The sequence below is a fragment of the Frondihabitans sp. Leaf304 genome (assembly GCF_001423105.1).
In the GTDB taxonomy this organism is placed as follows: Bacteria; Actinomycetota; Actinomycetes; order Actinomycetales; family Microbacteriaceae; genus Frondihabitans.
On record NZ_LMNV01000002.1, the window covers coordinates 2,241,366 to 2,260,508 of the forward strand.

Below are 19,143 nucleotides of genomic sequence, written 5' to 3' on the forward strand. Positions count from 1 at the left end.
ACTTCCTGTTCACGGCGCCGTCTTTCACAGCGACTGCGGCCTCTCTTTGACGACGAGCACCCGGTAGCCGATCGTGTCGACGGCCCACCAGCGGTGCCGAGTGCCGCCGACGAAGTAGATCGAATCACCGGTGCCGAGCGTCCGCGGCACTCCGTCGTCGAAGTCGATCGAGATGGTGCCCTCGATCACGTGCACGAACTCGTCTTCGGCGTGGCTGAAGAACTCACCACGTTCGGTGCTGGTGCCGACGAGCAGCATCGGGTGGAAGCTGCGGTCGCCCTCCGTCAGCACGCGCCCCTCGGCCTGACCGTAGGGGCCGTGGGCACCCTCGTGCGCCCGAACCACCTGGATTCCCGGCTGATCGGCGCGCCCCTCGCCGTCGATCGCGGCGAGGAGCTCGACCTGCGACGACCCGAGTGCCCGGGCAATCCGCTCGAGCGACACCATGCTCGGCCGGGCGAGCCCGCGCTCCAGCTGCGACAGGAACGGGTGCGACAGCTGCGACGCCGCAGCGAGTTGCACGAGCGTCAGCTTCCGGGCTCGACGGAGCTCCCGGATGCGACGGCCCACCAGCAGCGACTGCTGGTCGATCGCGGTGTCGAGCGAGGTGACGGGGTGCTCCTTGAGATGAACGGACTCGAATTGTGTACCACGGCGACTCGAATCGACCCGCCGCAGTTAACACGTCGAAACGACGGCGTTACGTGGCCGAAACGCGGCGTCCGTAGATTCAAGCATGTTGAGCACATCAACATTCGTTCGTCCGCTCGACGAATTCCCCTCCTCCCGCGAAAGACCCCTGTGACTTTCACTCCCCAGCGCCTCCGCCTCCTCACCGGGGCAACGCTTCCCGACGGCTCAGTCGTCGATGTCACGATCGACGGCGAGACGGTCGTGAAAATCGAGACCGCAGGATCCTCGTCCCCGTCGGCAGGCTCCCCCGCGACCGGCGACCCCGCCGTGCTCGACCTCCGCGGTTTCGTGCTCCTCACCGCCCCGGCCGATCCGCACGCGCACCTCGACAAGGCCCTGTCGTGGGAGGCGATCCGACCGCCGATGGGCGATCTCGTCTCGGCCATCACCTCGTGGCGCGAGTACGCCCGCACCATGACCGTCGACGACATCGCGACCCGGGCGCGCGAGCAGATCCTCCGCATGCTGGCGAACGGCACGACGTCGATCCGCACCCACGTCGACATCCTGCTCGGCGACGAGCCTCTTCGCGGTGCCGAGGCGCTCGTCCGGGTTCGTGACGAGCTCCGCGGCCTCGTCGACCTCGAACTCGTGGCTCTCGCCGGACCCGATGTGCCCGACGCCGACATCGAGGCCGCCCTCGATCTGGGAGTCGACCTCGTCGGCGGCTCGTCGCACCTCGCACCCGACCCCAGCGCCGACCTGCAGCGCCTCCTCGCGATCGCCGCGCGCCGCGGAGTGGGCGTCGATCTGCACACCGACGAGAGCCTGGCCGGCGCGATCACCCTCGACGAGTTCGCCGAGACGGTGGCCGACTGGACCGTCCCGGTCAGCGCGGGCCACTGCGTGCGACTCGGCACGGTCGACGCCGAAGCCCGCGACCTGATGATCGCGGCGGTGAAGAAGGCCGACATCGGCATCATCGCCAACCCGATCACCAACCTCTACCTGCAGGGCTGGGAGCACCCGGTCTCGATGCCGCGGGGCCTCACGCCCGCGCGCCAGCTGCTGGACGCCGGAGTCCGTCTCGCCGCCGGTGCCGACAACGTGCGCGACCCGTTCAACCCCCTGGGCCGCAGCGACGCCCTCGAGACGACGATGCTCATGGTCACTGCCGGTCACCTCACCATCGACGAGGCCTACACGTCCGTCAGCGACGGAGCCCGCTCCGTTATGGCCCTGCCCGAGGCGGGTGCCCGAGTCGGGGCGAAGGCCGAGCTGCTCGCCGTCAAGGGCACGAGCCTCGCCGACGTCACTGCCAATGCGCCCGCCGACCGCTACGTCATCCACGCCGGGCGCCTCGTCGCTCGAAGCCGCTCCACCGTCGAAGTCGCGGTCCCCCTGCCCGATCCCGCCCTCCTCACCGAAACCAGGTAGCCGCCCATGACGACCACAGCTCCGGCAAGCCCCACCCGGACGACCCCCGGCGGCACCGACACGCTGCTCGACTTCCAGAACGTCGCGATGCAGTTTCCGAACGGCACCATCGCACTCCAGGGCGTCGACCTCACCGTGAAGCGGGGCGAGTTCGTCACCGTCGTCGGCCCCTCCGGCTGCGGCAAGTCGACACTGCTGCGCATCGCGTCGGGCCTCGAGCAGGCCTCCGAGGGAACCGCCGCGGTGAAGACCGACCGCATCGGCTACGTCTTCCAAGACGCGACGCTGCTGCCGTGGCGCACCGTCAGCGACAACGTCGAACTACTCGCCGAACTGAACGGGCGACCCGCCAAGGAGCGCCGGGCAAAGGCGCAGGAGGCGATCGAGCTGGTGGGCCTCTCGGGCTTCGAGAAGAACCTGCCGAAGGAGCTCTCGGGGGGAATGCGCATGCGAACGTCGCTTGCGAGATCGTTGACGCTGGATCCTGAGCTCTTCCTCTTCGACGAGCCGTTCGGCGCCCTCGACGAGATCACCCGCGAGCGCCTCAACGACGAACTCCTCCGGCTCTTCGTCGAGAAGCAGTTCGCCGGGCTGTTCATCACGCACTCCGTGTCGGAGGCCGTCTACCTGTCGACCAAGGTGATCGTCATGTCGGGTCGACCCGGCTCGATCGTCGACACCTTCGACGTGCCGTTCCCCATGCCGCGCAGCCCGGAGATCCGCTTCGAGGCGGAGTTCGCGAAGCTAGTCGGCGAAGTCTCACACGCGCTCCGAGAGGGGCACCGCTGATGGCCATCGACACCACCGGAATCGTTCGGCAGACGGTTTCGCGCCGCCGTGCCTCGAGCTCGCGCGCCATGAACATCGGTCTGCCGATCGTCGTGTTCTTCGTGCTCGTCGGCCTCTTCTACATCGCCGCGTTCTACTACGACAAGGTGAAGGGGCTGCCGTTCCTGGTGCCGTACCCGCACCTGATTCTCAAGGCGGTCTTCACGGAGCCGATCTTCCAGAAGCAACTCGCCGAGGCACTCGGCAACACGATGCTCGTGGCCGTGGTCGGCCTCGTCATCGGCGTCGTCATCGGCATGCTGTGGGCCATCATCATGGCCCAGGCGAAATGGCTCGAGAGCGCCCTGTTCCCGTATGCCGTCGTGCTGCTCTGCATCCCGATCCTCGCGCTCGTGCCGCTGATCGGCTCGCTCTTCGGCTACGAATTCAAGTCGCGTGTGATCGTCACTGTGCTGTTCTGCCTCTTCCCGATGATCGCCTCCACACTGTTCGGCCTCCAGTCGATCGACAAGGGCCAGCGCGAGCTGTTCCAGCTCCAGGGCGCCGGGCGCTGGACCATGCTCACCAAGCTCCGCTTCCCCGCCGCACTCCCGTCGATCTTCGTCGGCCTGCGCAACGCGGCGGGCCTCGCCGTGATCGGCGCGGTCGTCGCCGACCAGTTCTTCCAGCGGGGCAACGGCGGCCTCGGCGTGCTCATCTCGGTCGAGAACCAGCGCCTCAACGGCGCCGAGATGTACGCGGCGATCCTCACCGCCTCCATCCTCGGCGTACTGGTCTTCGTCCTCTTCAACGTGCTGCGTCGCCTCGCGATCGGCAAGTGGCACGACCAGAACTAGCTCCCCACCCGAACACAGCACCCTCCCCCTCACACAGCACCCACATCAAGGAGATCCCATGCACCTCCCCAAGCGCGCCCTCGCGGGCCTCGGCCTCGTGGCCGTCTCGGCGCTCGCCCTGTCGGCCTGTTCGTCCGACAGCGGCGCGACGACCGACACGAAGACGACCTCCGCCGCCGCGGCCGTCGACCTGTCGAGCGTCTGCCCGGCCAACGTCGTCATTCAGACCGACTGGAACCCGGAGGCCGACCACGGTCACCTCTACGAGCTCCTCGGTGACGACTACAAGGTCGACGCGAGCAAGAAGAGCGTCTCGGGCACCCTGATGTCGGGCGGCAAATCGACCGGCGTCCAGGTCGAGATCCGCTCCGGCGGCCCGGCCATCGGCTACGCCTCCGTCTCGTCGCAGATGTACCAGGACAAAGACATCATGCTGGGCTACGTCACCACCGACGAGGGCGTGCAGAACTCCGCGAAGCTCCCCACCACGGCGGTCATGGCCGAGAACGACATCTCGCCCCAGATGATCATGTGGGATCCGGCAACCTACCCCGACGTCACCACGATCAAGGAGCTCGGCGCCGCCCTCGAGAAGAACGACGGCGTCGTGCGCTACTTCGGTGGCTCCGCCTACATGGAGTACCTCATCGGCAACGGCATCCTGCCGAAGAGCGTCACCGACGGCAGCTACGACGGAACCCCATCGAAGTTCGTCGTCGCGAAGGGCAACGACGCGCAGCAGGGCTTCGCCACCGCCGAGCCGTTCATCTACAAGAACCAGGTCGCGGCCTGGGGCAAAGACGTCAAGTACCAGCTCGTCAACGACACCGGCTACCCGATCTACCCCGAGGCCATGTCGGTCCGCACCGGCGACCTCACCAAGCTGAGCCCCTGCCTGAAGAAGTTGGTGCCCGTGCTCCAGCAGGCCGACGTCGACTACATCACCAACCCCGGCACCACGAACAAGCTGGTCGCCAACCTCGTCACCCAGTACAACAACGGCTGGGTCTACGACGAGGACGTGGCCAACTACGGCGTCGAGACGATGAAGAAGCTTAAGATCGCGTCGAACGGCGACAACGACTACGTCGGCGACATGGACACCGAGCGCGTCCAGAAGGTCATCGACATCGACACTCCGATCTACGAGAAGTCGGGCACGAAGCTGAAGTCGGGCCTCGCACCGGAAGACCTCTTCACGAACGAGTTCATCGACAAGTCGATCGGCTTCTAGCGGGGGGCCTACCGCGGTGGGCTGTGCCCACCGCGGTGGACTCCGCCACCACCTCCGAAATCCACCCACCCACACGGCATCGACCACACCAGGCAGCGACCATGATCCAGAAAGCCCTGTCATGACCACCACCCCGGAACACCTCGCCGCCCTCGTGGCCGAACTCCGCGAGCTCCTCGGCGAGCGCGGCGTCTCGGTCGAACTCGCCGCCCGCGAGAAAGCCTCCGTCGACGGGTCGCGCCTCTCCCCTGTCATCAGCGCGCAGCTGCCGCTCGGCCTCGCCGACGTCGTCGCTTTCCGGACCACCGCCGACGAGATCGCCGCCGTCGTGGGCGCCGCCTCGCGCCACGGCGTACCGATCACCCCGCGTGGCAAGGGGACCGGCAACTACGGCCAGGCGATCCCGTTCACCGGAGGCCTCGTGCTCGACATGACGAAGGCGCGCGCCGTGGTGTCGGTCGGCGACGGCGAACTCACCGCCGAGGCCGGCGCGACGATGGTGTCACTCGAGCAGGCCGCCAACAAGGCCGGCCAGCAGATCCTGATGTACCCGTCGACGGCTCAGTCGTCGCTCGGCGGATTCCTCTCGGGAGGATCCGGTGGCGCGGGCTCGATCAAGCACGGCTCGAACCACCAGGGCTTCGTCAGGGCACTCGATGTCGTCCACGCCGACGGCACGGGCGAGATCGTCCATGTCGAAGGCGACGAAGCCCAGCTCTACGTGCACAACTACGGCACGGCCGGCATCATCGTCCGCGCCACGATCGCCCTCGAACCACTGCAGGAGTGGCTCGGATTCTTTGCGAGCTTCGACACGTTCGAGCAGCTTCTTCCGCTGATCCGCGCCTTCGGTGAGCTCGATCCGCTCCCCCGGCTGGCGTCGGGAGACCTCGCGACGTTGGCCGATGCGCTTCCGTCGGATCCTGGGATTCCCCAGGGTCGCGCGTCGCTCCGCGCCATCCTCGACGCCTCGACCGTCGCACGTGCCACCGAGCTCGTGGAGGCCGCCGGGGGTCGCGTCGAAGACGTCCGCGAGGGGCCGCAGACGTCGATGAAGATCAGCATGATGTCGTACAACCACCCCATCGAATGGCTGCAGAAGGCCTACCCCGACACGTACTTCCACGTAGAGGTGTCGGGTGACGCGCTGATCGACCGAATCGACGAGGTGCACGCCGTCTACCCCGGCGGGATGCTGCACATCGAGACCGCGCACGGGCGCCCGATCGGCATGCTCGCCGGCACGTACTCGTCGGCGGAAGACGTTTACGCCGGATTCGACCGCCTGAAAGAGCTCGGCGTCGGGTTCCACAACCCGCACCAGTGGTTCGTCGACTTCGAGCCCGCTCGCACCCGCGAGCTCGCCGCGACCACCGACCCGAACGGGCTGCTGAACCCCGGCAAGCTCGTCGACGCCACGATCAACACCGGAGCCAAAGTCTCGTGACCACTTCATCTGCCTCCAGCCGCGACCTCGTCAACCTGTCGGGCCCCGCGCTCGCCTCGACGCTCACATCGTCGTCGATCCTCGTGATCCCGACCGGAGCCATCGAGCACCACGGACCACACCTTCCCCTCTCCACCGATTGGTTGATGGCCGACCTGATCGGACGCGGCGTGGTCGAAGCCGCCGCCGCCGAGGGGCAGGACGTCTGGCTGCTCCCGTCGCTCGCCTACACGAAATCGGACGAGCACCACTGGGCGCCCGGCACCATGTGGCTGAACGCGGACACCCTGATGCAGACCGTCGTCGACCTCGGCCGCTCCATCGCGAACACCCCGGCCCGCACGGTCGTCTTCTACAACGGCCACGGCGGCAACATCGCCCTGCTGCAGGTGGCGCTCCGCGAACTCCGGCGTCGCTTCGGGCTGCGCACCTTCTTGATGGGCTCCAACATGAAGGGCGGCGACGGCACCAACGGCCCCGACGAGCACGGCTTCGGAGTGCACGGCGGCCACAGCGAGACGTCGATGATCCTGCACCTCCGCCCCGACCTCGTCGACATGTCGAAGGCCGAACGGTGGATTCCCGAGCACATGCTCGACCTCGACTACGTGAAGTTCAATGGCGGCCCGGTGCACTTCGGCTGGCTGTCGAACGACTTCGGCGAGGCGGGCGTCGTCGGCGATGCGTCGGAGGCGAACGCCGAGTGGGGCGCGTCCCTCTACAAGACGGCCATCGAAGCGGGCGTCGCGTCGCTGGCCGAGATCGCGCGGTTCGACCACCCCGCGCTCGAGCCGGGCACGTTGTCGTGATGACGGTGCTGGCGTGATGACGGTGCTCTCGTGACGGTGCCGGGCACACTCATCCCCGACGAGGCGTGGGATCTCCTGGTCGACTGGCTACCATCCAACGAGGATCCGGAGCGCCCGCAAGTCACCCTCTCGACCGTCGACTCCTTCGGCGACCCGGATGCCCGCACGGTGCTGCTGACCTCGTTCGACGAGAAGGGCTTCTACTTCAACACCGACGGCGCCTCGCGCAAGGCGGCCGACATCGCGGCGCACCCGGCCGTGGCCATCACCGTGCTCTGGCCGGGGTTCACGCACCAGGTCGTCATCCGCGGCACGGCCGCCCCCGCGCCACCGGTCCACGTCGCGGCGGCCTATGCGGCACGGTCGCCCTACCTGAAGCAGCTCGCCTGGCTGAACACGCACGAGTTCGCGGCCCTGCCGCGCGACGAGCGGGTGGCGCAGTGGGCGGCGTTCGAGGAGGCCCACGCCGGAGTGTTCGAGCAGCCCGAGTCGTGGGTCGGCTACCTCGTGACGCCAACGCGGCTCACATTCTGGTCGTCGAACGGCGATACGGCGTCGCAGCGGGTGGAGTTCTCGCTTGCCGCCGACGGCGGGTCGTGGTCGCGGCGCTACCTGGCCGGGTAGCGGCTCGACTTACTGGAGGGCTGATGGGTGGCCTGGTGGGTGGCCGCTTTGCCCCGGCGCCGCCAGGCCACCATTTTGAGAGCGATCCGAGCTGCTTGTCCCATCCGGTCCTGCAACCTCAAGGGTGCGAAAACGGATTGCTCGCAAATTCGCCACGATCGACGGCTAACCCGTACAGCTGACGTCGCCGGGCAGCCGCGGCCTACTACTGACGGGCCGGCGGCACGATGATCGGGACCAGATGAGCGATATAGCGGAAGTCGTCAGGGTTCAGCGTGGCCAGCGAGGCCCCGAGCTCGTATGCGGTCGCCGCGATCATCAGGTCGCGAGAGCGGGCTTTCGCGGGTGCGTGGCCGTGAGTGGCATGCATCAGCTCGGCGTGAAAGGCCGCCGTCGAGTCGGAGTACGGCAACCACTGAAATCGTGCCGACTCGAACTTGGCGATTCTCGATCGCCGAGTCGAATGCTGCTCGGCCCCGCGTGCTGTAGCTACACCAAAATGCAACTCCGCTAGGACCACCGCCGACGAGACGAGGTGATCGTCGGGAAGATCACGGTGGTCCCAGTCGATCATCACCGACGTGTCGACGACGATCACAGGCCATTCCGCTCATACGGGTCGGTTACGACATCGTCGTCACCATAGGCTGACCGGATATCCGCCATCCAACTGTCAGCGTCCTCCCGGGACAGGGGCGGGAGGGGAAACCCGGCCAGCCGAGCCAAGAGTTCATCGCGCGGAATACCGATCTTCTCGATGCGGTGCTCCGGCTCATCAACAATGATCTCAGCGAGCGGCACGAGCGCCGCGACCGCGCGCCCGTTTACGGTGATGATTCGCCCGAGGTTCTCCGCCTGAACGTCGGCCAACACCCGGGAGGCATTCTGCTTGAGCTCGCGGACGCCGACAGAAGGCCGATTCTGCTTTGCAAGTGCCATAGACATATCGGCACTGTAGCTCATCTGGAGAACACGTACTACCCCTGCCTCAATGGCGGCTCCCGCCGGAGCCAGCCCCTCTGCTGCCACCTCGCAAAAGCCATAAAAGTGCACTCCGCTGACCGAGGTGTCGGGCCGTTTCGAGGGCGTTAAGTCCCGTAAAATCAGGGGATGACGACTGATGCCGCCCCCATCGACCTCGTGATCCGATCCGGATCGGTGCTGATCGACGGCGCCTTCCGCCCAGCGGCCTTGAGCGTGACGAACGGTCGCATCACGGCGATCGACGACATCGACTCGGCCGTCACCGCCCTCGAAGACCGCACACTCCCCGAGGGCCAGGTGCTGATCCCGGGCATCGTCGACACGCACGTGCACGTCAATGAGCCCGGCCGCACCGACTGGGAGGGTTTCGCCAGCGCCACGAAGGCCGCCCTCAAAGGCGGCGTGACCACGATCATCGACATGCCGCTCAACAGCATCCCTCCGACGACGACACCCGAGGCCCTCGAGCTCAAGCGCGCCGCCGCCGGGCCGCAGGCCTCGGTCGACGTGGGCTTCTGGGGCGGAGCGATCCCTGCTTCTCTCGGGCACCTGCGCGGGGTGCACGACGCGGGCGTCTTCGGCTTCAAGGCGTTCCTCTCCCCCTCCGGCGTCGACGAGTTCCCGCACCTGTCGACCGAGCAGCTCCACGAGGCGATGGCCGAGATCGCGGCGTTCGACGGCCTCCTGATCGTCCACGCCGAAGACCCGACGACGCTCGACTCGGCTCCCCACCCCGAGGGCGCCGACTACCCCGCATTCGTCCGCTCGCGCCCCGACTCTTCCGAACAATCGGCGATCGATCACGTAATCGAGGCCGTCCGGCGCACCGGCGGTCGCGCTCACATCCTGCACCTGTCGTCGGCGGCGGCCCTCCCGGCGATCCGGGCGGCGAAAGCCGAGGGGCTCCGACTCACGGTCGAGACCTGCCCGCACTACCTCTCGTTCGACGAGGAGCACATCCCCGACGGCGGCACCCAGTACAAGTGCTGCCCGCCGATCCGCGACGCCGCCAACCAGGAGCATCTCTGGGCGGCCCTCGTCGACGGCACCATCGACCTCGTCGCAAGCGACCACTCCCCCTCGACGGCCGAGCTGAAGTTCGCGGGCGACGGCGACTTCGACCTCGCCTGGGGTGGCATCTCCGGTCTCGAGTTGAGCTTCCGCGCGGTGTGGACCGGAGCCCGAGCACGGGGCATCCCGCTCGAGACGGTCGTCGGCTGGATGGCCACCTCGACCGCCGATCTCGTCGGGCTCGGCGATCGAGGCCGCATCGCCGTGGGCGCGCAGGCCGACCTCGTCGCATTCGACCCTGAAGCGCCGTTCACGGTCGACGCCACCGCGCTTGCGCACAAAAATCCGGTCAGCGCCTTCGACGGTGCCGCCCTCGTCGGCTCGGTCGAGACGGTGTGGCAGCGCGGCGTCGCGGGCGGCGGCCTGGTGGGCCAGCTCGTCGCACGGCCGTAGCGGAGCAGCGTTCAGAACTCTGGCAGAACTGCCCGAATCCCAGCGATTAGCGCTCGTCTCGGCCGGTTTTGCCAGACTTCTGAACCGTCCCGCTACTCCAGTTCGCCCAGCTCCCCGTAGAGCGCGGTGATCCCCTCCACACGCGCCCGCCCGCCACGAAGGTCACGTGCCAGCACAGCCGCGGCCAGCAGGTTCGCCAAGCTCATCGCAGCCGCGTACGAGTCGAACGCCGACAGGCTGGTGACGGGTGCGACGAGCGTCACGGTGCCCGAAGACCCGAACTCAGGATCCGCCACGACCACGATCGGCACCCCTCTCCGGGTGAGCGCGGCGAGCACGCTGCCGAACCCCCGGGGTCGGCGTCGGAAGCCGACCAGCACGACTGCATCCTCCGCCCCCAGGCCGCCGAGCTCTTCCCCCACCGACTGGCCCGGTGCGGGTGCGATCCGCACCCCGCCGCGCGCCTGCGTGAGCTGCTGCCTCAGGTGCAGCGCGACGGGATAGCTGTTGCGGAATCCGACCACGACGACCTCGCGGGCCGAGGCGAGCAACTCCGCCGCCCGATCGAGGCGCCCATCGGCCAGCCCGTCGACCATCCGGTCGAGAGCCGCGTGCTCGGCGCGGAGGTGAGCCGCGAGGTCGGCGGTGGGCCCTACCGACACGGGCACGCCCGTGCTTCTCAGCGCCCGGGCGTGCTCCCGGACCTCCTGCGCATCAACGTAGCCGAGGGTGCGGAAGAGCCGTGAGACGGTGGCCTTCGAGACGCCGCTCGCGGCGGCGATCTCGGTGGCGCTGTACACGGCAGCGTCGTCGGGGTGGCGGAGGAGGTGATCGGCCGCTCGGCGCGCTCCCGGCGAGAGGCTGTCGTAGGTGTCGCGGATCCTTGTCTCGATATCTTCGTGATCGGGCATCTGCGCTAGGCGGTCTGCGAAGCGGCGAGGCCCCGGACGGCGGCCTCGAACGCGTCGAGCGCGACGGCCACATCGGCCTCGGTGACGGTCTCGTCGGGGTGGTGGCTGATGCCGCCGTGCCCGTTGCGGATGAAGAGCATGGCCCAGGGAGCGAGCTCGGCGACCGCCATCGCATCGTGACCGGCCTTGGAGAAGAGGACCATCGGATCCTGTTCGCCCGTCGCCGTGCGGATGCCCGCGCGGATGGAGTCCTGCAGCGACGCATCGGCGACGACCGCGGGCGCGTTATGCGTCTCTTCGACGGCGAACGCGAGGCCGCGACGGTCGCAGACCTCGGACGCGACCGCCTGGATGCCGAGCCAGACGCCGTCGCGCGCCGCATCGGTCTCTCCGCGGAGATCGAGGCTGAATTCGACCCGGCCGGGGATGACGTTCACTCCGCCAGGGAACGCCTGCAGGCGCCCGACCGTCGCCACGCATCCCGCCGAGCGGGCGAGCTGCTCGACCGCGAGGACGACCTCGGACGCGCCGGCGAGCGCATCGTGCCGCCGGTGGAACGGGACCCCGCCGGCGTGGCCGGCCTCGCCAGTGAGAGTGAGGGCGAAGCGTCGCGCACCGGCGATCGACGAGACGACCGCCAGAGGCAGATCGGCCTCTTCGAGGTAGGGGCCCTGCTCGATGTGCGCCTCGAGGTAGGCGACGATCTCACCGCGCTTCGGCGAGGCATCGGCGATCCGCTCGGGGTCGAGGCCGAACTCGACGAAGGCCTCGCGCAGGGTGGTGCCGTTGTCGTCGGTGAGGTGCCAGAACGCGTCGTCCCAGGTGCCGGCCAGGGCGCGGGAGCCCAGGAGGGCCGTGCCGAATCGGGTGCCCTCCTCGTCGGCGAAGGCAGCGATCTCGAGGGCGAAGGGCAGCTCGGCGGCGCTCTCGCGGAGGCGCTCCGCGACGGCGATCGCGAGCATCACACCGAGGATGCCGTCGAAGCGGCCGGCGTTGGGAACGGTGTCGAGGTGCGATCCGAGAAGAACGGCGGGGAGGCCTGGCTCGCGCCCCTCTAACCTTCCTCGCTGGTTACCGGCCGCGTCGAGCCAGGTGGTGAGGCCAGCCTCCTTCATCCACTCGCCCGCACGACGGTTCACTGCCGCGAGCTCGGGAGACAGGTAGACGCGCTCGATGCCGTTCGGATCAGACGATTCGCGGGCGAGCGCGTCGCACCGGACGAGGATCTCGCGTGCGTCGATCACGCGGGCACCTCGGCACGACCCGCGTCGGAGTAGACGTCGTAGGCCGCGCCCACTCCGCCACCGCCGGTGACCGTCACACCGCCGAGGCGGAGCACTGCCTCGAGCGCGGCGAGAGTCGTGAGCACGGTGTCTTTGCGCGCGTTGTAACCCATGGTGCCGATGCGCCAGACCTTGCCGTGCAGCGGTCCGAACGAGGTGCCGATCTCGATGCCGAAGTCGTTGAGCATCGCGCCACGAGCGGCGTCGCCGTCGATGCCGTCGGGAATCATGACCGCGGCGACGTTCGTCATCTTGTGGGTCACGTCGCCGAAGATCTCGAGCCCGAGACCGCGGAGGCCTGCCAGCATCGCGTTCCCGTGCAGCGTGTGCCGGGCGACCATCTGATCGAGCCCCTCCTCGACGACGATGCGGGCGCACTCGCGGGCGCCGTAGAGCATCGTCGTGGCCTCGGTGTGGTGGTTGAGCCGCTTCGGGCCCCAGTAGTCGAAGATCATTGCGAGGTCGAAGTAGTTCGACCGGATCGGGTGCGCGCTGACGGCGTCGCCCTCGGTGCGGATTCCCGCCTCGATCGACTTGCGGGCGGTGATCACGTCTACCGCCTTCTGCGAGAAGGTGACGGGGGCCGAGCCGGACGGGCCGCCGAGGCACTTCTGCAGGCCCGCGGTCACGGCATCGAGGCCGAGGTCGTCGACGTGGAACGCGTTGCCCGCGAGCGACGCCGTGACGTCGGTATAGAACAGCGCGCCGTTCTTCTCGCAGAGCTCGCCGAGCCCCTCGAGCGGCTGAGCCATCGTGGTGGAGGTGTCGCCGTGCACGACGGCGAGCAGCTTCGGCTGCACGCGCTCGACCGCCTCGGCGATCGCCTCGAACGAGAACACCTGACCCCAGGGCACCTCGATCACGTGCACCTCCGCCCCGCAGCGCTCGGCGATCTCGCGCAGCAGATGCCCGAAGCGGCCGAAGATCGGCACCAGCACTCGGTCACCCGGCTCGATCAGCGAGACCAGGGCGGCCTCGATGCCGGCGCGCGAGGTGCCGTCGACCAGCAGCGTCTGCTCGTTCTGCGTCTGGAAGACCTGGCGGTAGAGCACCTGGGTCTCGTCCATGGTCTGGGTCATCCACGGGTCGTACTGGCCGACCAGTTGCGCCGACATCGCGCGCAGTACGCGCGGATCGGCGTTGATCGGGCCGGGGCCCATGAGGAGTCGCGCGGGCGGGTCGATCGGCTGAAAAGACTGTTTCACGAGGCCAGTCTATGCAACTTGTGTTTCAGGCGGGTTTCCCCGCGGGTGGCGGCGCCTGAATTCAGGAGCGCAGGGCCACCTCGAGCGAAGCCGCGATGCCGATCAACGCCAGGTCGGTGCGCCGCAGCCCGACCAGGCAGAGCCCGACGGGCCCGCCAGGCACGGACATGAGCGGCGCCGACACCGCCGGATACCCGCCGACCCCGGCGATGCAGGTGAGACCGAGCGTCTGCGATCGCACGACGCCGATCTCTGCCGGCGTCGAGCTGAGCAGCGGAGCCGACGACGACGCACTGGGGAGCAGCAGGATCCTGCCGTCGAGCACCCGGTCGAGGTGGTCGCCCTGGGCCGCCAGCTCGGCGCGCGCATCGGTCTCGTGCGCCGCGTCGACGCTGCGGCCAAAGAGGAAGCGCGCTTCGACATCGGGAGCCAAGGATCCGGGGTGCGCCGTGATCCAGTCACCGTGCGAGGCCCACGCCTCCGCCGCCTGCACGATGCGGAACAGCTCATAGAGGTGGGCGATGTCGCCGAGTGCGACCTCGGCGGGAGCGCCGAATCCGGCAGCGGGCAGGGCGTCGACGAGCGAGCCGAACGCATCACGGACGTCGGGCGACACAGACGCGCTGAGCCGCGGGTCGACGACGAACGACGGGTTTACTTCACGCTGCACAGCCGACGACCGGGCGGCGACGCTCTCGAACGATGCGGACGCCACACGGGCCAGCAGATCGGCGTCGCGGGTGAGCCAGCCGACCGTGTCGAAGGTCGGCGCGAGTGGCAGCAGGTCGGTGCGACGGATCGCGTTGTGGGTCGTGCGGAGACCCCAGAGCCCCTGATACGAGGCGGGCACGCGAATCGATCCGCCGGTATCGGTGCCGAGCCCGATGCTCGCGTGACCCAGTGCGACGGCCGAGGCCGGGCCCGACGACGAGCCGCCCGAGATCGCACCGGGCACGACGGCGTTCGGAGGAGTGCCGTACGACGAGTTGCGGCCGGCGATGCTGTACGCGAACTCGTCGGTCTGGGCGATGCCGAGCACCGAGGCGCCGGCGTCGAGCAGCACCTGCACAGCCGGCGAGTGGAACTCGCTGTCGACCTGCTCGTCGAGGTAGGCGGGCACACCGGCGCCGATACGCACGCCCGCCACGGCGAAGAGGTCTTTGACGGCGACGGTCTCGCCGGCGAGGGGCCCGGGAGGAGATGAAGGATCCGCGGTGGTCTCGATCAGAGGAGCGCCCACGACGCGCCAGATGCGCGTGTCGAACACCGGGGTCGGCGCCTGCACCTGCGCGGTGGCGATGCGCCACACGCCCGTTCCGTCGTCGGTAGCGGTGTCGGCAGGGGCACCGACCGCGTCGGCACCAGCCGCGCTCCGCCGCCACAGCTGCGTCACGACCCCGCGCCCACCCGCCTTCGGGGCATTCACCGAGACGATCACGGCCGTGTCGGCGTCGATCACCCGCACGTGCACCTGGACGATCTCGCGCTGCGGCGCCTGCGAACGGCGGCCGCGGAATGCCGAGATCGCGTCGTGTCCGACCAGGAGCCCGCCGCCGTCGGCCCGGAGCGTTTCCGCTCCCGGCTCGAAGGCCTCGCCGAGCGCCTGCTGGTCGTTGCTCTTCAGCGCCGTCTCGTAGGCATCGAAAGCGGGGATGAGTCCGTCGGGCAGCTCGCCCTGCAGAGAGGTGATGGTCGTCATTCGAAGTCGCTCACTCGGATCCTGGCGTGGACGCCCTTGACCAGGTCGACGACCTGGGAGATGTTGAAGTCGGTCGCGGCCGAGAGGTACGCGAAGGCGAGGCTCTCGTCCATGCCGAAGCGGGCATACAGCAGGTCGATCGCCGCTCGCACACAGTTCTGCACGGCGACGTCGAGGTCTTCGTCCATGCCGGTGGGCACGAGGTAGTCGGCGGTCTCGGCGAGCGGCCCGACGATCTCACCGAATGCGGCGAGCGCGGCCTCCCGCTTGATCAGATCGAAGCGGACGGTCACGCGTAGCGACGCCTCCATGGCGGTCAGCGCGACTTCGCCGTCGCCCTGCGCGAAGTGCGGGTCGCCGACGTACGCCAGGGCGCCGGGCACCTGCACCGGAAGGTGCAGCGACGTTCCCTCCACCAGAAGGTTGATGTCGATGTTGCCGCCGTGCGCTCCGGGCGGCACCGAGTGCGGCCGTTCGTCGCCGGCGACAGCGACTCCCATGATTCCCAAGAACGGGCGGAGCGGGAACCGCACGTCGTGCGGCCCTCCCGGCGTGCGCGGCATCGTTCCGAGGAGCGCTCCCGCCGGATCCTCGTCCACTGTCGCGAAGACGCTCACGTTCAAGCCGCCCCGCGGGTACTCGCCCGGCAGCGCACCGCGCCCGTGCCGGTTCGAGATGACGCCGTACGGCACGCGCGGGGTCGCGGTCACGAGGGTCATCGTGATGAGGTCGCCCGGCTCGGCGCCGCGGATCGCAATTGGGCCGGTGACGAGGTGCGGGCCGTCGACCGAAGGATCCCGCAGTCCTTGTGAGGCAGCGACGGCGATGGCGTCTTCGAGCACCTCGTCGGCGGCCACGCCGTGGGTGCCGAAGTAAGCGAGCGGATCGCGCCCCTGGTCTTCGAGGATCCCCTCGTGGCTGAGGGTGTCGATCGTCACCTCCGTGCCCGGGTCGACGGTCAGCACGGCGGTGTCGGCCGCGCAGGGCAGCCGCCCCCACAGGACGTTCGGGGCGGTGGCGGGCAGATACAGGTCGGCGGGGATCTCTCCGTGGCCCGGCTGCAGGATCATGGCTGACACCCTAGCGAGGCCGGGTTTCGGGCTTGTTGCGTGGCCGCGAGTGCCGCCTAATGCTGCCCCTGCCGGGGCCGGGGGCGCAATTGGCGGCACTCGGCAACGGGCCCGATCGACCCGAGACCCCGAGTGCCGCCTAATGCCGGCGGGGCCGCCGATGGGAGCGCATATGGCGGCACTCGGCAACTCCGGCACGAGGTTGGACGACCACAACCTGCACGTTCTGCAAGAGCCACCCCCCGGTTCGCTGAGACGGGCCCTCACCCCAGGCTGTTCATGGCGAGCCGTTCGTACGGTTCGATGTGACGACAACCCGACTCCCCCGTGCCCACGACCGCACCCTCGGCGGGCTCCGAGCCCTCGGCGGCTTCGCCGGGCTCAGCCTCGTGGCCGGACTCCTCTGCGCCGTGCTCGCCGTGCCCGCTCTCGTGGTCGCCTCGAACACCGTGACCACCGGCGTCGATGCGTTCGACTCGCTGCCGAGCTACCTCGAGATCACCCCGCCGGCCCAGGCGTCCAGCCTGTACGCGAAAGACGGCTCGACGAACGTCAAGATCGCCTCCTTCTATACGGAGAACCGCACCGACGTCACGGCCGGCCAGATCGCCACGGCCGTCAAGAATGCCGCCGTCGACACCGAGGATCCGCGCTTCTACGACGAGGGGGCCATCGACGTCGCCGGCACGATTCGCGGGGTGCTCGCCACGACGCTCGGCGGCAGCGTGCAGGGCGGCTCGTCGATTACGCAGCAGTACGTGAAGAACGTGCTCGTCGAGCGGTGTGCGACCGAGAACAGCGACGCCGCGAAGGCGACCAAATGCTACGAAGACGTCACGGCGGTGACGCCCGAGCGCAAACTGCGCGAGATGCGCTACGCGATCAGCGTCGAGAAGAAGTACTCCAAGTCGGAGATCCTCACCGGTTACCTCAACATCGTCGGCTTCGGCGGCAACATCTACGGCATCCAGGCGGCCGCCGAGTACTACTTCGGGGTCTCCGCATCGAGACTCACAATCGCCCAATCGGCCACTCTTGTCGCGATCATCAACAACCCGTCGAACCTCCGCATCGACCAACCGACTGATAAAGCCAACGGATCGGCCAACCATTACGCCCTGACGCAGGTGCGCCGCGACTACGTGCTCCAGCGGATGTACGTTCACGGCAGCATCACGAAAGCGCAGCTGACCGCGGCGACGGCGAGCGTGATCACGCCGACGATTACGGCGGCGACGAACGGCTGCGCGTCGGCCGTGAAGTACGACGCCGGGTACTTCTGCGACTACGTGCTGAACGTCGTGAAGAACGACGAAGCCTTCGGGTCGACCGCCGACGCCCGGCTCGCAACGCTCAACCAGGGCGGCCTGAAGATCGAGACCACCCTCGACCTGGCCCAGCAGCGGACGGCGCAGGCGTCACTCAGCGCGGTGATGCCGGCGACGGTGGCGGGGCTCGATGTGGGCGCCTCGAACGTGGCTGTGGAGCCGGGGTCGGGCCGGATCCTGACCATGGTTCAGAACACCGATTACACGCAGAGCGACCAGGCGACGGCCGGGCAGACCGGCGTAAATTACAACACCGATCAGGCGTATGGAGGGTCGACCGGGTTCCAGACCGGATCGGCATTCAAGGCGTTCACCCTCGCGGCCTGGCTCGAGGCGGGCCACTCGCTGTCGGACTACGTCACGACCGGCGAGCACGACTTCTCGTTCTCGCAGTTCACCAACAGCTGCTCGAACATCGGCTCGGGCACCTGGTCGGTCGCGAACGCCGAATCGGTGGGGTCGTCGATGTCGGTACTGACCGCCACGCAGGAGTCGATCAACACGGCCTACGCCGAGATGGGCACCCAGCTCGACCTCTGCAACATCATCAAGGCCGCCACCGACATGGGCGTGCACACGGCGACCACCGGCGGCACGCTCAGTTCGGTGCCGTCGTCGATCCTCGGCACCAACACGATCTCGCCGCTGACGATGGCCACCGCCTACGCCGGAATCGCCAACAACGGCGTCGTCTGCACCCCGGTCGCCATCGACAGCATCACCGGCGCCAACGGCACGAAGATCACGGCGACTCCCACGAGCTGCACGCAGGGAATGTCGTCCGAGGTCGCCGCCGGCGTCTCCTACGCACTCCAGACGGTGCTGAAAGCAGGCGGCACGGCAGCCCTGGCGAACCCGAACGACGGCGTCGACATGCTCGCCAAGACCGGCACCAACGACAACGCCGAGCAGAACTGGCTCGTCACCTCGACGACGAAGGTGGCCACGGCGACCTGGGTCGGCAACGTCTCCGGGTCGACGTCGTTCTACGACACGTACATCGGCTCCAACTACGGCTACAACGTGAAGTTCTTGATCGCGAAGCCGATCCTCGCGTCGCTCGACGCCGCGTACGGCGGGGGCACGCTGACCGCGCCGCCGGCATCGGAGGTCGGGTCGAGCGCGGTGAGCGGATCCTCGTCGTCGTCCTCCTCGTCTGAGGCGACGGGCGCAGGATCCGGCACGGCCGACACCGGCACGACCGACACGGGCGGTGCGAGCGGGACCGACACCGGCGGCGCGAGCGGGACCGGCGGCGCGAGCGACGCGGGCGCCGGCACCGGAACGGGCACCGGCGGCACCGGCACGACCGACGCCCCCACCGCCGCTCCGACGCCCTCGCCGTAGGCCCCACTCGGGGGCGCGCACTGCTCGGCGATAGGGCGGTACA

Annotated in this window: 17 protein-coding genes; 9 read left to right on the forward strand and 8 right to left on the reverse strand. The window is 68.6% G+C overall.

Annotation, left to right across the window (positions count from 1 at the left end; all coding sequences use genetic code 11):
* Window positions 1–24: 24 nt before the first annotated feature.
* Window positions 25–570, reverse strand: coding sequence for a helix-turn-helix domain-containing protein (locus ASF54_RS10190; protein ID WP_235481002.1), 546 nt, complete (start codon window positions 568–570; stop codon window positions 25–27).
* Between the two features lie 231 nt (window positions 571–801).
* Between ASF54_RS10190 and ASF54_RS10195 the strand changes: the two genes are divergently transcribed.
* The 7 genes from ASF54_RS10195 (at window position 802) to ASF54_RS10225 (ending at window position 7,809) form a co-directional block, all read left to right on the forward strand.
* Window positions 802–2,070 (forward strand): amidohydrolase family protein, encoded by a 1,269-nt coding sequence (locus ASF54_RS10195; RefSeq protein ID WP_055961638.1) that lies wholly within the window; start codon window positions 802–804, stop codon window positions 2,068–2,070.
* Between the two features lie 6 nt (window positions 2,071–2,076).
* Window positions 2,077–2,859 (forward strand): ABC transporter ATP-binding protein, encoded by a 783-nt coding sequence (locus ASF54_RS10200; RefSeq protein WP_055961641.1) that lies wholly within the window; start codon window positions 2,077–2,079, stop codon window positions 2,857–2,859.
* The gene (locus ASF54_RS10205) at window positions 2,859–3,695 is read left to right on the forward strand and encodes an ABC transporter permease (RefSeq protein WP_199726124.1); all 837 of its coding nucleotides are present in this window, start codon (window positions 2,859–2,861) and stop codon (window positions 3,693–3,695) included. Before ASF54_RS10200 ends, ASF54_RS10205 begins: the two co-directional genes overlap by 1 nt.
* A gap of 58 nt (window positions 3,696–3,753) precedes the next feature.
* Window positions 3,754–4,929, forward strand: coding sequence for a hypothetical protein (locus ASF54_RS10210; RefSeq protein WP_055961644.1), 1,176 nt, complete (start codon window positions 3,754–3,756; stop codon window positions 4,927–4,929).
* 121 nt (window positions 4,930–5,050) lie between these two features.
* Window positions 5,051–6,376 (forward strand): FAD-binding oxidoreductase, encoded by a 1,326-nt coding sequence (locus tag ASF54_RS10215; protein WP_055961647.1) that lies wholly within the window; start codon window positions 5,051–5,053, stop codon window positions 6,374–6,376.
* Entirely contained in the window at window positions 6,373–7,185 is an 813-nt protein-coding gene (locus ASF54_RS10220; RefSeq protein WP_055961650.1) for a creatininase family protein, read from the forward strand. Before ASF54_RS10215 ends, ASF54_RS10220 begins: the two co-directional genes overlap by 4 nt.
* 30 nt (window positions 7,186–7,215) lie before the next feature.
* Complete coding sequence (locus tag ASF54_RS10225) at window positions 7,216–7,809, forward strand: pyridoxine/pyridoxamine 5'-phosphate oxidase (protein ID WP_055961653.1); 594 nt, start codon at window positions 7,216–7,218, stop codon at window positions 7,807–7,809.
* Between the two features lie 205 nt (window positions 7,810–8,014).
* Here the strand turns inward: ASF54_RS10225 and ASF54_RS10230 are convergent, their stop codons facing one another.
* Both ASF54_RS10230 and ASF54_RS10235 read right to left on the reverse strand, forming a co-directional pair.
* A complete protein-coding gene (locus ASF54_RS10230; RefSeq protein ID WP_055961656.1) occupies window positions 8,015–8,407 on the reverse strand; it encodes a PIN domain-containing protein in 393 nt (130 codons plus the stop codon).
* On the reverse strand, window positions 8,404–8,754 hold the full coding sequence (locus tag ASF54_RS10235) for a type II toxin-antitoxin system Phd/YefM family antitoxin (RefSeq protein ID WP_200919589.1): 351 nt from the start codon (window positions 8,752–8,754) through the stop codon (window positions 8,404–8,406). Before ASF54_RS10235 ends, ASF54_RS10230 begins: the two co-directional genes overlap by 4 nt.
* Window positions 8,755–8,919: 165 nt before the next feature.
* Here ASF54_RS10235 and allB point away from each other — a divergent pair, with 165 nt between their 5' ends.
* Entirely contained in the window at window positions 8,920–10,257 is a 1,338-nt protein-coding gene (gene allB / locus ASF54_RS10240; RefSeq protein ID WP_055961660.1) for an allantoinase AllB, read from the forward strand.
* 92 nt (window positions 10,258–10,349) lie between these two features.
* Here allB and ASF54_RS10245 read toward each other — a convergent pair whose 3' ends face one another.
* The 5 genes from ASF54_RS10245 to ASF54_RS10265 form a co-directional block, all read right to left on the reverse strand.
* The gene (locus ASF54_RS10245; RefSeq protein WP_055961662.1) at window positions 10,350–11,168 is read right to left on the reverse strand and encodes a MurR/RpiR family transcriptional regulator; all 819 of its coding nucleotides are present in this window, start codon (window positions 11,166–11,168) and stop codon (window positions 10,350–10,352) included.
* Window positions 11,169–11,173: 5 nt separating this feature from the next.
* Window positions 11,174–12,412 carry an allantoate amidohydrolase gene (locus ASF54_RS10250; RefSeq protein ID WP_055961670.1) on the reverse strand — a complete coding sequence of 413 codons (1,239 nt, stop codon included), beginning with the start codon at window positions 12,410–12,412 and terminating at the stop codon, window positions 11,174–11,176.
* The gene (locus ASF54_RS10255; protein WP_084816095.1) at window positions 12,409–13,611 is read right to left on the reverse strand and encodes a pyridoxal-phosphate-dependent aminotransferase family protein; all 1,203 of its coding nucleotides are present in this window, start codon (window positions 13,609–13,611) and stop codon (window positions 12,409–12,411) included. The genes ASF54_RS10250 and ASF54_RS10255 overlap by 4 nt, the downstream gene beginning before the upstream one ends.
* 106 nt (window positions 13,612–13,717) lie before the next feature.
* Window positions 13,718–15,355, reverse strand: a complete 1,638-nt coding sequence (locus ASF54_RS10260) for an AtzH-like domain-containing protein (protein WP_055961684.1) — start codon at window positions 15,353–15,355, stop codon at window positions 13,718–13,720.
* Window positions 15,352–16,425 carry an acetamidase/formamidase family protein gene (locus ASF54_RS10265; protein WP_055961687.1) on the reverse strand — a complete coding sequence of 358 codons (1,074 nt, stop codon included), beginning with the start codon at window positions 16,423–16,425 and terminating at the stop codon, window positions 15,352–15,354. Before ASF54_RS10265 ends, ASF54_RS10260 begins: the two co-directional genes overlap by 4 nt.
* Before the next feature lie 305 nt (window positions 16,426–16,730).
* Here ASF54_RS10265 and ASF54_RS10270 point away from each other — a divergent pair, with 305 nt between their 5' ends.
* Complete coding sequence (locus ASF54_RS10270; RefSeq protein ID WP_084816096.1) at window positions 16,731–19,100, forward strand: transglycosylase domain-containing protein; 2,370 nt, start codon at window positions 16,731–16,733, stop codon at window positions 19,098–19,100.
* Window positions 19,101–19,143 lie beyond the last annotated feature (43 nt).

Bases quoted from the DNA above. Each gene is read 5' to 3' on its own strand.
- ASF54_RS10260 (WP_055961684.1), bottom strand. From the start codon at position 15,355: ATGACGACCATCACCTCTCTGCAGGGCGAGCTGCCCGACGGACTCATC.
- ASF54_RS10245 (WP_055961662.1), bottom strand. From the start codon at position 11,168: ATGCCCGATCACGAAGATATCGAGACAAGGATCCGCGACACCTACGAC.
- ASF54_RS10255 (WP_084816095.1), bottom strand. From the start codon at position 13,611: ATGGGCCCCGGCCCGATCAACGCCGATCCGCGCGTACTGCGCGCGATG.
- ASF54_RS10265 (WP_055961687.1), bottom strand. From the start codon at position 16,425: ATGATCCTGCAGCCGGGCCACGGAGAGATCCCCGCCGACCTGTATCTG.
- ASF54_RS10210 (WP_055961644.1), top strand. From the start codon at position 3,754: ATGCACCTCCCCAAGCGCGCCCTCGCGGGCCTCGGCCTCGTGGCCGTC.
- allB (WP_055961660.1), top strand. From the start codon at position 8,920: ATGACGACTGATGCCGCCCCCATCGACCTCGTGATCCGATCCGGATCG.
- ASF54_RS10205 (WP_199726124.1), top strand. From the start codon at position 2,859: ATGGCCATCGACACCACCGGAATCGTTCGGCAGACGGTTTCGCGCCGC.
- ASF54_RS10200 (WP_055961641.1), top strand. From the start codon at position 2,077: ATGACGACCACAGCTCCGGCAAGCCCCACCCGGACGACCCCCGGCGGC.
- ASF54_RS10215 (WP_055961647.1), top strand. From the start codon at position 5,051: ATGACCACCACCCCGGAACACCTCGCCGCCCTCGTGGCCGAACTCCGC.
- ASF54_RS10235 (WP_200919589.1), bottom strand. From the start codon at position 8,754: ATGTCTATGGCACTTGCAAAGCAGAATCGGCCTTCTGTCGGCGTCCGC.